Source organism: Marinobacter sp. EN3, from assembly GCF_000475315.1.
In the GTDB taxonomy this organism is placed as follows: domain Bacteria; phylum Pseudomonadota; class Gammaproteobacteria; order Pseudomonadales; family Oleiphilaceae; genus Marinobacter; species Marinobacter nauticus.
Window position 1 is genome coordinate 183,939 of sequence record NZ_AXCC01000021.1, and the last position, 14,007, is coordinate 197,945.

Here is a 14,007-nt window from a genome sequence, read left to right on the forward strand (position 1 = left end):
AAGTGTGCTCCGTGTCACCAGCAACACGGTCTGTTAACGATGTCCGGAATCAGCCAGCGGCTGGCAGAGTACGCTGTTCCGGCATTTCAACGACAAAAAGGTGTAGTCAGGCCTGACCTGCTGCGGCCATACACCTGTCTAACACCTCTTCGATACTCAAACCCGTAGAATCAATGACTTGCGCATCATCCGCAGGCTTGAGGGGGGCCGCCGAACGGTTCATATCCCGCTCATCACGAACCCGTATCTCCTCTAAAAGGGCGTCAATGTTAACATCGACACCTGCTTCCTTCAACTGATTGTAGCGCCTGCGGGCCCGCTCCTCGGCACTGGCGGTCAGGAAGATTTTGACCGGTGCATCCGGAAAGACCACCGTACCCATATCGCGGCCATCGGCCACCAGCCCGGGCGCCACCCTGAAATCGCGCTGGCGCTGCAATAAGGCATCGCGCACCGGTTGCATGACGGCGACTTTTGACGCGTTATCACCGCAGGTCTCGGTGCGGATTTCGGAGGTAACATCTTCCCCGGCCAACAGAACCTTCGCAGGCTCACCCGGAGGCGTCGGCATGAACGCAACATCGAGCCCTGCGGCAACCCGAACCAGTGCCGGCTCGTCGTCCAGCGCAACCCCCTGGCGGGCAGCCGCCAGGGCCGTCAGCCGATACAAGGCACCACTGTCGAGCAGATGCCAGCCCAGTTTGCGGGCCAACATCTGGGTAACGGTACCCTTGCCAGAACCGCCAGGGCCGTCAACCGTAATTACCGGTGCCTTGCTATCACTCATCAATCACTACCTTCTGCGTTAATTCGAATACCTGTCTGCAATGCCAGATCAACAAAACCCGGGAACGATGTGGCGACGTTGGCGCAATCGTTGATCCGGATAGGTCCGGTTGCGCGCAATGATGCCACCGCAAACGACATGGAAATGCGATGATCACCATGGCTTTCCACGGTACCGCCGCCTATTTCCTGGCCGCCATCTATAATGATGCCGTCGGGTGTCACGGTGGTCTCCACACCCAGAGCCGCGAGACCGTCCGCCATCACCTGGATACGGTCGCTCTCTTTCACCCGAAGTTCCTCGGCGCCGCGCAATACCGTGCGCCCTTCCGCACAGGCAGCGGCGATAAACAGTACCGGGAACTCGTCAATGGCCAGCGGCACCTGCTCTTCCGGAATGTCAATGCCCTTCAAGCGGGCTGACTGTACCCGAAGATCGGCTACCGGCTCTCCACCGATGACCTTCTCATTGAACACTTCAATGTTGGCACCCATCTGTTTCAGGATATTGATTACACCTACACGGGTGGGGTTCATGCCAACGTGGCGAAGCGTCAGGTCAGAATCTTCGGCAATACTGGCCGCCACCAGGAAAAACGCGGCCGAGGAAATATCAGCCGGCACATCAATGGCGCAAGCAGACAGTTTGCCTCCACCGGTGACACTGGCAGTCGCACCATCGCGGTGAACGTGGTAACCGAAACCCTCCAGCATGCGCTCGGTATGATCCCGGGTTGGCGCCGGCTCAGTCACCGAGGTAACACCCTCAGCGTAGAGTCCCGCCAGCAGCAGGCAGGATTTCACCTGGGCACTGGCCACCGGCATTTCGTAATGAATGCCCGTGAGTGCATGTCCACCCCGAATCTTCAACGGCGGCCGACCACCCTCACCGGTGTCGATGACCGCTCCCATGGCACGCAGTGGATCTGCCACGCGCCCCATAGGCCGCTTCGACAAACTGGCATCGCCCGTGAGCTCAGAATCGAAGGGCTGAGCGGCCAGCAATCCGGCAAACAGGCGCATGGCCGTACCCGAGTTACCCAGATACAACGGGCCACGGGGCGCCTGCAGGCCTTTCATACCGACGCCGTGAATGCGCACGAAGCCGTCATCCGGACCTTCGATGGTGACGCCCATATCCCGGAACGCCTGCAGGGTGGCAAGACTGTCCTCCCCCTCCAGGAAGCCCTTCACTTCGGTTGTCCCCTCAGCCAGGGCACCGAGCATGATGGAACGGTGAGACATGGACTTGTCGCCCGGAACCCGGATGTCACCTCTCACGGTGCCGCCCGGCTGCATTTGGAAAGTCACCTGTTTATCGCTGTTGTTAGTCACGTACGCCTGTCCTGAAAGCATTTTGGAAAAATGTTCCCGCGCCGCCTTGGCACGGCTGAAAACCCTGAGCAACGTGGCACCATCGCCACAGGCAATGGCAGCGCGGAGTTGATCCAGATCTTCGGTAAAATGGTCTATGACCCGGAGCACAGCATCCCGATTGGAGAGAAAAATGTCGTGCCACATCACCGGATCGCTTGCGGCAATCCGGGTAAAATCACGGAACCCACCTGCGGCATAGCGGAAGATATCCATATTCTCATCTTCGCCCGCCAGAGTGTCTACCAGCGAAAAAGCGATCAGGTGGGGTAAATGGCTGGTGGCCGCGAGCACCTCATCGTGATACCCCACCGACATGGTAAGCACGGTCGCACCGGCACCTTCCCAGACGGTCCGCAAACGATTCAGGCCATCTTGGTCGGCATTTTGCGACGGCGTCAGGATCACCTTGTGATTGGCAAAGAGATCGGGCCGGGCCGCACGGATACCGCTCTTCTCGGAACCGGCAATGGGATGGCCGGGTATTACCCAGGGCGGCAGCTCACCAAACACTGCCTCCACATCAGCAACAAAACTGGACTTGGTACTACCCACATCAGAAAGGATGGCGCCCTCTTCGAGAACGGGCCGAATTTGTTCCAACACCGCACGGGTGGCCCGCACCGGAACGGCCAACACCACCAGATCACTGCCCTTTACGGCCTGCTCGATGGAATCCGCAGCCTCGTCTATTACACCCAGTTCAACGCCGAGAGCCAGTTCATCCTGACGGGTATCAAAACCGGTCACCATTCCCGCAAGCTGTTGCGTGCGTATGGCGCTGGCCAGAGAACCGCCAATCAGCCCCAGGCCGATAACCGCAACCCGACGAAAAGGCGCACTCGGAACTGTCACTTCATGCCCCCAGCCCTGCTGACGCCAATGCCTCAGCCAGCGCATCAAGAAAACGTTCATTTTCTTGCGGAAGGCCGACCGATACACGCAGGTGCCGGGGCATGCCATAACCAGCGACGGGCCGAACAATCACGCCATGGGCCAACAAGGCCTGATAGATACCGGCGGCTGGCTCACCCACTTCCACGGCAATGAAGTTGCCTGCCGAAGGGATGTAGGAAAGCCCCATGCGATCGAAGCCTTCCGCCAGTTGTTGCAGGCCGGCTTCGTTCACCTCCCGGGATTTCTGCAGATAGGCCTCATCCTCAAGAACTGCTGTGGCCGCCGCCAGGGCAACGGTATCGACATTGAATGGCTGGCGAACCCGGTTCAGGATGTCAGCAATGGCCGGAGAACTGATGCTGTAGCCCACTCGCAACGCTGCAAGCCCCCACGCCTTGGAAAAGGTGCGGCAGACAATCAGGTTCGGGTATTTGTCCAGCAGTCGAATACCATCCGGGTACTCGTCACCAACAAGGTATTCGCAGTAGGCTTCATCCAGAACAATCAAAACCTGTTCAGGGATACGATCCAGAAACGCTTCAATCGCATCGGCGGTGTGCACGGTACCGGTGGGATTATTCGGATTAGCAACAAACACCAGCTTGGTGCGCTCGGTCACCGCATCGGCCATGGCATCCAGATCGTGCCCCCAGTCTTTTGCAGGCACCGCCACACCTCGGGCGCCAATCGCCTGGGTTACCAGCGGGTAAACCGCGAAGGCATACTGGGAGAACACCACTTCGCTATCAGAGTCGGCGAAACACCGGGCAATGACTTCCAGCACATCGTTGGAACCATTACCGAGGGTGATCTGGCTCATTTCCACGCCAAAGCGACGAGCCAGAGCCTGCTTCAGATCAAAGCCATTGCCGTCCGGGTACAGGCACATTTCATCGAGGGCATTTCGGGCGGCCGATACCGCTTTCTCACTCGGCCCAAGCGGGTTCTCATTGCTGGCCAGCTTGATGATCTCCGACGGATTCAATCCCAGCTCCCGGGCCAGCTCTTCAATCGGCTTGCCGGGCTGGTACGGAGACAGAGCCTGAACACCTTTTACCGCAAGACTCTGGTAATCCACTGCCATTGAACTCTCCTCAGGATCGACATTCGAAATCAAAGTACGCCGATGGGATAGGACCCCAGGCGCTTCAGCTCCACGGCTTCTTCATCAATTTCAGCCAGTACCTTGCTGATCCTGTCATCCTGCATGTGACCTTCGAAATCAATGTAGAAAACATAAGCCCAGGTGCCACTGGGCGAAGGCCGCGTTTCAATCCGTGTCAGACTGATGCCGTGACGGTGGAACGGCTCCAGCAGCTGATACAGAGCGCCCGGTTTGTTGCGCATGGAGACCAGAATCGAGGACTTGTCCTGGCCACTGGCCGGCACCTCTTCCCGCCCAATGATCAGGAAGCGGGTGGTATTGTCCGGGCGATCCTCAATGCTGTTAGCCAGCTTTTCCAGACCGTACAGCTCCGCCGCCATATCTCCGGCAATCGCCGCCGCGCCCGGCTCTTCAGCCGCGCGGCGCGCCGCCTCGGCATTGCTGGAAACGGTAATACGCTCAATACCGTAGCGATGTGTATCCAGCCACTGCCGGCACTGGGCGAACGACTGTTGATGGGAATAGATGCGGGTAATTTCCTCATCCTTGTGCTTCGGCGATACCAGCAGATGATGATGAATGCGAAGCTGCACCTCACCGCAGATTTTCAACGGCGAAGACATGAACATATCCAGGGTGTGATTGATCATACCCTCAGTGGAATTCTCCACCGGCACCACACCGTAATGCGCCGCACCGGACTCCACCTCGCGGAATACCGCATCAATCGCGGGCAGCGGCACGCTGACGACAGAGTGGCCGAAGTGTTTGAGCGCCGCCGCCTGGGTGAAGGTGCCTACCGGGCCCAGGAAAGCAATATGCATGGGCTTTTCCAGCGCCAGGCAAGCCGACATGATCTCACGGAACAGCCGCGCCATTTCTTCAGCGGGCAAAGGCCCCGGGTTCTTTTCCTTGATCCGGCGCAGCACCTGAGCTTCGCGCTCAGGCCGGTAAAAGAATACATCCTCACCGGGATTGGCCGCCATTTTGACATGGGCCACTTCCTGCGCACATTTCGCCCGGGCACTGATCAGCTCCATGATCTGCTGATCGAGGGCGTCGATCTCCTCCCTTAATTCCCCCAGGCGGGTCTTCTCATCCGTCATGATCAGCCCCGCTCCTTCGCAAATTCCGCCATGTAGTCGATCAGGGCGTCGACACCTTCTTCCGGCATGGCGTTGTAGATGCTGGCACGCATACCACCGACGGAGCGATGCCCCTGCAGGTTGAGCAGATGCCGGGCTTCAGCGCCTTTCAGAAATTCAGCATTAAGCGCATCATCGGCCAGAGTGAACGGTACGTTCATCCAGGAGCGGAAGCGTGGTTCAATGGGGTTGGCGTAGAAATCGTTGGCATCAATGAAGCCATACAGCTTCTTTGCTTTCCGGGCGTTCATCTCGCCCATGGCTTGAACACCGCCCTGCTCTTTCAGCCACTTGAACACCAGCCCGGACAGGTACCAGGAATAGGTCGCCGGGGTGTTGTACATGGAGCCGTTATCGGCGATGACCTGATAGTTCATCATGGTCGGCGTCTCTTTCCGGGCCTTACCCAGGAGATCCTTACGGATAATTACCACCACCAGGCCCGAGGGGCCGATGTTCTTCTGGGCGCCGGCATAGATCAGACCGAATTTGCTGATATCCAGCGGCCGGGACAGCATGGTGGAAGACATATCCGCCACCAGCGGCACATTGCCACTGTCCGGAATAAAATCGTATTCCAGGCCACCGATGGTTTCGTTCGGCGTGTAATGCAGGTAAGCGGCATCGGCACTGGTATTCCAGCCGGACTGATCCGGAATGGTGGTAAACCCGCTGTCTTCAGAGCTGGCAACCACATTCACATTACCGTAGCGCTTGGCTTCGGCAATGGCCTTTTTCGACCAGATACCGGTGTTCACGTAATCGGCCGAGGCCTTGTCACCAAGCAGATTCAGCGGAATGGTCGAGAACTGGCTGGAAGCTCCACCCTGCATGAAGAGTACAGCGTAATCATCTGAAATACCGGCCAATTCACGGAGATCCTTCTCAGCCGCTTCTGCAATGGCAACAAACTCATCGCTGCGATGGCTCATCTCCATCACCGACATGCCGGTGCCGCGCCAATCGAGCATTTCGCTCTGGGCCTGCTTCAGCACAGCTTCCGGCAAGGTGGCCGGACCAGCACAGAAATTGAACGCCCTGCTCATTCTTCGGTTTCCTCGCCTTCCACTTCTTCTTCATCATCGGATTCTGCAATCCGCTCCACACCCACCAGGCGCTCATCTTCCTGGGCCAGACGGATCAGACGCACGCCCTGGGTATTCCGGCTCAGTACCGACACCTCATCAGTGCGGGTACGCACCAGTGTGCCCTTGTCGGAGATCAGCATCATCTGGTCGCCATCAAACAGTTGCAGCGCAGTCACCAGATTACCGTTTCGCTCGGAGCACTGCATGGCGATAACGCCCTGACTGCCACGGCTGTAGGCCGGGAATTCATCAATGGCCGTGCGCTTGCCATAACCATGCTCACTGGCCGTCAGAATCACACCGCCTTCCTGCGGAATGATCAGGGACACGACATGGTGGCCTTCCGGCATCTTGATACCGCGGACACCACGAGCCGTCCTGCTCATCGGGCGAACCTGCTCTTCCTGGAAGCGCACCGCTTTACCGGCACTGGAAAACAGCATCACTTCGGCAGAACCATCGGTAATGGCGGCACCAATCAGGGTGTCACCCTCATCGAGATTCAGGGCAATCAGGCCACTGCTGCGCGGGCGCGAGAAGTTCGGCAGCGGTGTCTTCTTGACCACACCAGCCGAGGTGGCCATCAACACAAACTGGTCTTCCGGGTAATCCCGCACCGGCAGGAAGGTGGTAATACGCTCTCCTTCGTCCAGCGGCAGGATGTTCACCATGGGCCGGCCACGGGACCCGCGGCTGCCACGGGGAATCTCGAATACCCGCAGCCAGTACACTTTACCCTTGTTGGAGAAGCACAGAATGGTGTCGTGGGAATTCGCCACCAGCAGCTTCTCGATAAAGTCTTCGTCCTTCATCGACGTTGCCGCTTTACCCCGGCCACCACGGCGCTGGGCCTGGTAATCCTCAACGGCCTGGGTCTTGGCATAGCCACTGTGGGAAATAGTCACCACCAGATCTTCTTCGTCGATCAGGTCTGCAATGGTCAGGTCGCGACGGGAGCTGGTGATCTCAGTGCGGCGCTCATCGCCATACTGGCTGACAATCTCTGCCAGTTCGTCACGAATCACCTGCATCAGACGCTCGGGATCACCCAGGATATCCAGCAGATCGGCAATCTTCTCCAGGATTTCCTTGTACTCGTTCTGGAGCTTTTCGGTTTCCAGACCGGTCAGGCGGTGCAGTCGCAGATCCAGAATCGCCTGGGCCTGCTCCGGCGACAGGTGGTACAGGCCGTCTCGCAGGCCATAGATCTCGGGCAGGTCGTCCGGACGACAAGCATCCTCACCGGCACGCTCCAGCATGGCCAGTACGTCACCAGGTGCCCAGCCCTTGTCCATCAGCTTTTCTTTCGCTTCTGCGGCGGAGGGCGACTGTTTGATCAACTCGATGATTTCATCAATGTTGGCCAGGGCAACGGTGAGACCTTCCAGAATATGGCCCCGCTCACGAGCCTTGCGCAGCTCATAAATGGTGCGGCGGGTGACCACCTCCCGACGATGACGCACAAACGCATCGAGCATTTCTTTCAGGTTCAGGGTCTTGGGCTCGCCGTTGATCAGCGCCACCATGTTGATACCGAACACGGTTTCCAGCTGAGTCTGGGCGAACAGATTGTTGATGATCACATCCGGGTTCTCGCCCCGACGCAATTCGATCACAACCCGGATACCTTCCTTGTTCGATTCATCACGCAGCTCAGAGATACCTTCCAGGCGCTTTTCCTTCACCAGTTCCGCGATCTTCTCGATCAGACGGGCCTTGTTCAGCTGGTAAGGCAGCTCGGTGATGATGATGGATTCGCGGCCGGTCTTCTTGTCCTGCTCAATCTCGTGGCGGGCACGGATATAAATGCGGCCACGTCCTGTGCGGTAGGCTTCCACGATACCGGCACGGCCATTGATGATGCCCTGGGTGGGGAAGTCCGGGCCCGGGATGAATTCCATCAGCTCATCGACCGTGAGATCCGGGTTATCGATCAGTGCCAGGCAGCCGTTCACCACTTCCGTCAGGTTGTGGGGTGGAATATTGGTCGCCATACCCACGGCAATACCGGATGAGCCGTTCACTAGCAGGTTAGGCACACGGGTCGGCAGGACTTCCGGAATACGTTCGGTGCCGTCGTAGTTGTCTACGTAATCGACGGTTTCCTTGTCGAGATCCGCCAGCAGCGAATGGGCGATCTTCTCCATGCGGATTTCGGTGTAACGCATGGCGGCGGCATTGTCGCCGTCGATGGAACCGAAGTTACCCTGGCCGTCTACCAGCGGGTAGCGCAGGGAGAATGGCTGGGCCATTCGAACGATGGTGTCGTATACCGCAGAGTCACCGTGGGGGTGATATTTACCGATAACGTCACCCACCACACGGGCGGACTTCTTGTAGGCCTTGTTCCAGTCGTTACCCAACTCGGACATGGCGAACAGCACCCGGCGGTGTACCGGCTTCAGGCCGTCCCGGACATCGGGTAATGCCCGGCCAACGATAACGCTCATGGCGTAATCGAGGTAGGACTGTTTCAATTCGTCTTCAATATTGACCGGCAGGATCTCTTTGGCTAACTCACCCATCGAGAAAGGTTCCTTTGCGTTATCTGGAAGTCGTTCCGGGGCCGTTTCCGGGCCCCGTCTTTATTCTTCAACAAACCGCCAAGCATACCACAGACCGCCCCCACCGGGGGCAACTGTGGTAAAGCCTTAATCAAACACCACGGTCTTGTTTTCGTAGGTAATCACGCGGTCTTCAATGTGGGACCTCAAGCCGCGGGCCAGAACATTTTTCTCCACATCCTTACCCAGGCGAACCATGTCTTCGATGGAGTCGCTGTGACTGATCCGAATGACGTCCTGCTCGATGATCGGGCCCTCGTCCAGATCCTGGGTGACATAGTGGCAGGTGGCACCAATCAGCTTCACACCCCGGCTGTAGGCCTGATGGTATGGGCGGGCACCCGCAAACGACGGCAGGAAGCTGTGGTGAATATTGATCACCTTGCCGGAGTACTTTCCGCACAGCTCGGCAGGCAGAATCTGCATGTAACGGGCCAGGACCACCACGTCGGTTTCGTATTGCTGGAACAGCTCGTCGATATGGGCGAAGGCCTCAGCCTTGTTCTCTTTACTCACCGGCACATGGTGGTAAGGAATCTCGTGCCACTCCACCATACGGCGCAGATCATCGTGGTTGGAAATCACCGCAACGATCTCGCAGTTGAGCTCTTTGCTGTGCCAGCGGTGCAACAGATCGGCGAGGCAGTGTGATTCCTTGCTGCACATCAGGATAACCCGCTTGGGGCGCGCGGAATCGGCAATGTGCCAGTTCATGTTGAACTCGCGGGCAATCGGCTCAAAGGCGGCACGGAACTGATCCAGCCCGAACGGTATCGATTCGGCCTTGATTTCATGCCGCATGAAAAACCAGCCGGCCTGGGTATCGGAGTGGTGGCTCGCCTCGGTAATCCAGCCGTTATAGGTGGACAGAAAATTACTCACCTTGGCAACAATCCCGACCCTGTCCGGGCAGGAAATAACAAGACGATAGGTATGCTCCATGAAGCCTTTCCTTAACTTGAATCCGGGGAAAGCGGGCGCGACAGGAAACCACAAACCGGACATTCACGGCGATGGTCGGTACGCACCGGTAAAAATGACCGGCTATGATAGCCTATCTGACAGCCAGAAACGAGGAATCCGACCATGGACAGAGTGATCTACAGCCCCGCTTCGAAAATCAGCCACAGGCGGCTCTGGAGAGCGACAACCGCGCTGATGCTTTTCCTGCTCGCCTACAACACAAGCGCCAACGAACAGGCCATTCTGGAAGGGGAACGTTTCCATCCGGTTCAGGGCACCCAGGGTATGGTTGCCACCAGCCACACCCTGGCCACAGAGGTTGCCCTGAAGGTATTGAAAGACGGAGGCAACGCCATTGATGCCGCTGTTACCGCCGGCTTCGCCCTGGCCGTCACCCAACCCCGTTCCGGCAATATTGGCGGTGGCGGCTTTCTGGTCTACTCGCCCGGTAACGGCGATGCCCCGGAAGCCATTGATTATCGCGAAACCGCACCGGCTGCAGCCACCGAAACCATGTTTCAGGATCAGGACGGCAATGTCGTGAGCGAACGCAGCCGGTTCAGCCATAAGGCCGCCGGGGTACCCGGCACCGTAGCCGGGCTGGCGCTGGCACTGGAGCGGCACGGCACCCTGAGCCTGAGCCAAGCCCTGGCCCCGGCGATTCGACTGGCCCGGGAGGGCTTTGTGGTGCCCCACCGATTCACCGAAGGCCTGGAGCAGGCCCGGGACCGCCTTGAACGCTGGCCAGCCACCCTCGCTACCTTCTATATAAAAGATGGATCGGCCCCACAACCTGGCGAAGTGTTTCGCCAGCCGGAACTGGCCGACACCCTCCAGCGCATTGCCGAGCAGGGCGTAAAAGGCTTCTATGAAGGTGAAACCGCCCGGTTGATTGTGGCGGAAATGCAACGGGGCGAGGGTCTGATTACTCTGGAAGACCTGCGCAACTACGAACCGGCCGTTCGCCAGCCGGTCCACGGCACCTATCGGGGATTTGATATCTACTCCATGTCGCCGCCCTCCTCTGGCGGCACTCACATCGTGCAGATCCTCAACATTCTGGAGGACTACCCCATCGGCGAATGGGGGCACAACTCCGCAAACACCATTCACCACATGGCCGAGGCCATGAAACTGGCATACGCAGATCGCTCGGAATACCTGGGGGATACAGACTTCGTAGCTGTGCCGCTGGAAGGGCTGACCAGCAAGGGCTACGCCGACCAACTTCGCACATCCATCAAGGCAGACAAGGCCCGGCCCGCCAGCGAGATCGCGCCTGGAAAACCTGGGCCCTGGGAAAGCCCGGAGACCACACACTTCTCGGTGGTGGACCGCTGGGGCAACGCGGTATCAAACACCTACACCATCAATTTCAGCTATGGCTCGGGCATTACCGTGGCCGGTGCCGGCTTTCTGCTCAATAACGAGATGGACGATTTCAGCGCCAAGCCGGGGGTTCCCAATGCTTATGGCCTGATCGGCGGCGAAGCCAACAAGGTGGAGCCAGGTAAACGCATGCTCAGCTCCATGTCGCCGACCATCGTACGAAAGGGCGACCGCAATTTCCTGGTAACCGGCAGCCCCGGCGGCTCCCGGATCATCACCACCACCTTGCAGGTGATCATGAATGTGATCGACCATAATATGAACATACAGACAGCCGTCAGTGCGCCGCGCATCCACCACCAGTGGTTACCGGACGAGATTCGGGTGGAACAGGGTATCAGCCCGGACACTCTGGATCTGCTCCGGGCGCGAGGGCACACCATCAACACCGGCTCGGCCATGGGCGCCATCCAGAGCATCCTGATTGGCGAAGACGGCACGCTATACGGCGGAGCCGATCCCCGGCGCAGCACTTCGTCTGCCATGGGATTCTGAGCCATTCAATATTGACCGGGCGCATCCCGGACAGGAGGTAACTGATGTATCTTTCCGTACAACTGAGCTGCTATCCGCTCAAGGACGACTACAAACAACCGATCTGGGATCTGATTGCACGCCTGGAACAGACCAGCCTTGAGGTCCACCCTGGTCGCATGAGTACCGAGATCTTCGGCGAGTATGACGAAGTGATGAAGGTGCTCTCAGACACCATGAAATGGTCTTTTGAGACCTACGGTAAATCGGTGTTTGTAGCAAAAATCATGGAGGGTGACCGGAGGCCGAAATGACACCCAGCAACGAACCCGGAAAGCAGGACCAGATACCGCAGCCGGGACCGACGATACCAAACCAGTACTCGTTTCTGTGGTTGAGCGCGGCCATTTTCCTGATGTTCTTGTGGCTACAGGGGAACAACCATCAGCAACAACAGGAACTGGCCTATTCCGAGTTCAAACAGGCCGTCATAAGCGGCCAGGTTGCCGAAGTTACCCTGCGCACCGAAGAGATCAGCGGACGCTTTACGGATTCCGGTGCCAGCCGGTTTGCCAACGACAGCCGGCCACCGTCGAGCAGTTTCATAACGCTCAGGCCACAGGTGGAAGACCCGGAGCTACTACCACTACTGGAAAGACAGGAAGTACTGGTTCGAGGCTCCCGCTCCGGCCGCCCCTGGTGGCAGGAGCTGATCCTGGGCTTCCTGCCCTGGATCCTGTTATTGGCGCTGATGTTCTGGTTCTGGGGTGCCGCCCAGAAACGCATGACTCAGGGCGGCGGCCCCTTTGACTATGGCAAGTCCAGGGCCCGCCGCGCCCGCAGAGAAACCTCCACCACGACACTGGACGATGTAGCGGGCATTGAGTCCGCAAAACGGGACATTTCGGAAATTATCGACTTCCTGAAGTCGCCGGATAAGTATCGTCGCCTGGGCGCCGTGATGCCTAAAGGGGTTCTCCTGGTTGGCCCGCCGGGCACCGGCAAGACTCTGTTGGCGCGGGCCATTGCCGGCGAGGCGGAAGTCCCCTTCTTCAGCATCAGCGCCTCGGAGTTTATCGAAATGTTCGTGGGCGTTGGCGCGGCACGGGTTCGGGACATGTTCCAGACGGCTCGCAAGGAAGCCCCGGCACTGATCTTTATCGATGAGCTGGACGCCGTCGGACGCTCACGGGGAGCTGGCCTGGGGGGCGGCCACGACGAGCGCGAACAGACCCTGAACCAGATCCTCACGGAAATGGACGGTTTCGAGGCCCATGAGAACGTTCTTGTGCTGGCCGCCACCAACCGCCCGGATGTATTGGACACCGCTCTGCTGCGCCCGGGCCGGTTTGACCGGAAAATCACCCTGGACCGCCCTCACCGGGAGGCCCGGGAAGCTATTCTGAAGGTACATGTGCGCAAGGTGCCGCTGGCTGCGGATGTGGACCTGACGCAGGTGGCCGCGCGCACGACCGGCTTCTCCGGCGCCGACCTGAAAAACCTGGTGAACGAAGCGGCCCTTACAGCCGCCCGAGACAACCTCGTTGAGGTAAACAACCACTGTTTTGAAGTGGCCCACGATCGCCTGATTCTGGGTGAGGAAAGGGACGCCCAGTTAACACCGGAAGAGCGTGAAGCCGTGGCCTACCACGAATGCGGGCATGCCATTATGGCCTATTACATGCCCAAGGCAGATCCTCTCACCAAGATCACCATTATTCCCCACGGCATGGCCATGGGAGTGACCGAACAGACCCCGAAAGAAGACAAATACAATTACACCGAAAGTTACCTGGAGGACCGCATCAAGGTGATGCTGGGCGGGCGTTCTGCCGAAAAGATCATCTACGGAGAGGTCAGCACCGGCGCCCAGAATGACCTGAAAGAAGCCACCAAACTATTGAGACGAATGGTCGGCCAGTGGGGCATGAGCGAAAAGATCGGCCCGCTGGGCCTGGGCATCGGCGAAGAACATGTGTTCCTTGGCCGGGAAATGGGCGCGCCCCGGGAGTACAGCGAAAAACTCGCGGAAATGATCGACTCGGAAATCCAGTCGCAATTACTGGCCTTTGAAGCCTTTACCGTGAGCTTCCTGACCGAACACCGGCAGGAACTGGATGCCCTTGCCAGAGCCGTCATGAAAAGGGAAACCCTGTCAGCCGGGGAAATAACCGAGGTGCTGGAGGAAGCTCGCAGCCGGGAGACCGCCTGAACAACTGCCG

General features: G+C 58.4%; 10 protein-coding genes. 3 read left to right on the plus strand and 7 right to left on the minus strand.

The genetic code is table 11. The features are described 5' to 3' along the window. Positions 1–106 precede the first annotated feature (106 nt). From cmk to purU, 7 genes are all read right to left on the minus strand, one after another. On the minus strand, positions 107–787 hold the full coding sequence (gene cmk, locus Q675_RS27265) for a (d)CMP kinase (RefSeq protein WP_023011099.1): 681 nt from the start codon (positions 785–787) through the stop codon (positions 107–109). Next, positions 787–3,015: a bifunctional prephenate dehydrogenase/3-phosphoshikimate 1-carboxyvinyltransferase gene (locus Q675_RS27270; RefSeq protein ID WP_031211294.1), complete on the minus strand. Its 2,229-nt coding sequence runs from the start codon at positions 3,013–3,015 to the stop codon at positions 787–789. The genes cmk and Q675_RS27270 overlap by 1 nt, the downstream gene beginning before the upstream one ends. A 1-nt stretch (position 3,016) precedes the next feature. Next, positions 3,017–4,141 carry a histidinol-phosphate transaminase gene (hisC, locus tag Q675_RS27275; protein ID WP_023008144.1) on the minus strand — a complete coding sequence of 375 codons (1,125 nt, stop codon included), beginning with the start codon at positions 4,139–4,141 and terminating at the stop codon, positions 3,017–3,019. A gap of 29 nt (positions 4,142–4,170) precedes the next feature. After that, positions 4,171–5,268 carry a prephenate dehydratase gene (pheA, locus tag Q675_RS27280; RefSeq protein ID WP_011784533.1) on the minus strand — a complete coding sequence of 366 codons (1,098 nt, stop codon included), beginning with the start codon at positions 5,266–5,268 and terminating at the stop codon, positions 4,171–4,173. 2 nt (positions 5,269–5,270) lie between these two features. Beyond that, positions 5,271–6,353 carry a 3-phosphoserine/phosphohydroxythreonine transaminase gene (gene serC, locus Q675_RS27285; protein ID WP_014421824.1) on the minus strand — a complete coding sequence of 361 codons (1,083 nt, stop codon included), beginning with the start codon at positions 6,351–6,353 and terminating at the stop codon, positions 5,271–5,273. Further along, entirely contained in the window at positions 6,350–8,920 is a 2,571-nt protein-coding gene (gene gyrA / locus Q675_RS27290; RefSeq protein WP_022992563.1) for a DNA gyrase subunit A, read from the minus strand. Before gyrA ends, serC begins: the two co-directional genes overlap by 4 nt. Positions 8,921–9,046: 126 nt before the next feature. Further along, complete coding sequence (purU, locus tag Q675_RS27295) at positions 9,047–9,901, minus strand: formyltetrahydrofolate deformylase (RefSeq protein WP_011784530.1); 855 nt, start codon at positions 9,899–9,901, stop codon at positions 9,047–9,049. 144 nt (positions 9,902–10,045) lie between these two features. On the opposite strand from purU, the gene ggt reads away from it, so the two are divergent. From ggt to ftsH, 3 genes are read left to right on the plus strand one after another with little or no spacing between them, the layout of a single operon-like run. After that, on the plus strand, positions 10,046–11,806 hold the full coding sequence (ggt, locus tag Q675_RS27300) for a gamma-glutamyltransferase (protein WP_023011101.1): 1,761 nt from the start codon (positions 10,046–10,048) through the stop codon (positions 11,804–11,806). Between the two features lie 44 nt (positions 11,807–11,850). Further along, the gene (locus tag Q675_RS27305; protein WP_011784528.1) at positions 11,851–12,099 is read left to right on the plus strand and encodes a YkoF family thiamine/hydroxymethylpyrimidine-binding protein; all 249 of its coding nucleotides are present in this window, start codon (positions 11,851–11,853) and stop codon (positions 12,097–12,099) included. Then, entirely contained in the window at positions 12,096–13,997 is a 1,902-nt protein-coding gene (ftsH, locus tag Q675_RS27310; protein WP_023011102.1) for an ATP-dependent zinc metalloprotease FtsH, read from the plus strand. Before Q675_RS27305 ends, ftsH begins: the two co-directional genes overlap by 4 nt. The last annotated feature ends 10 nt before the right edge of the window (positions 13,998–14,007 follow it).

What these genes read in the sequence shown, in the direction of transcription:
- cmk (WP_023011099.1), bottom strand. Translation starts at nt 787, where the DNA reads ATGAGTGATAGCAAGGCACCGGTAATTACGGTTGACGGCCCTGGCGGT.
- hisC (WP_023008144.1), bottom strand. Translation starts at nt 4,141, where the DNA reads ATGGCAGTGGATTACCAGAGTCTTGCGGTAAAAGGTGTTCAGGCTCTG.
- pheA (WP_011784533.1), bottom strand. Translation starts at nt 5,268, where the DNA reads ATGACGGATGAGAAGACCCGCCTGGGGGAATTAAGGGAGGAGATCGAC.
- serC (WP_014421824.1), bottom strand. Translation starts at nt 6,353, where the DNA reads ATGAGCAGGGCGTTCAATTTCTGTGCTGGTCCGGCCACCTTGCCGGAA.
- gyrA (WP_022992563.1), bottom strand. Translation starts at nt 8,920, where the DNA reads ATGGGTGAGTTAGCCAAAGAGATCCTGCCGGTCAATATTGAAGACGAA.
- purU (WP_011784530.1), bottom strand. Translation starts at nt 9,901, where the DNA reads ATGGAGCATACCTATCGTCTTGTTATTTCCTGCCCGGACAGGGTCGGG.
- ggt (WP_023011101.1), top strand. Translation starts at nt 10,046, where the DNA reads ATGGACAGAGTGATCTACAGCCCCGCTTCGAAAATCAGCCACAGGCGG.
- Q675_RS27305 (WP_011784528.1), top strand. Translation starts at nt 11,851, where the DNA reads ATGTATCTTTCCGTACAACTGAGCTGCTATCCGCTCAAGGACGACTAC.
- ftsH (WP_023011102.1), top strand. Translation starts at nt 12,096, where the DNA reads ATGACACCCAGCAACGAACCCGGAAAGCAGGACCAGATACCGCAGCCG.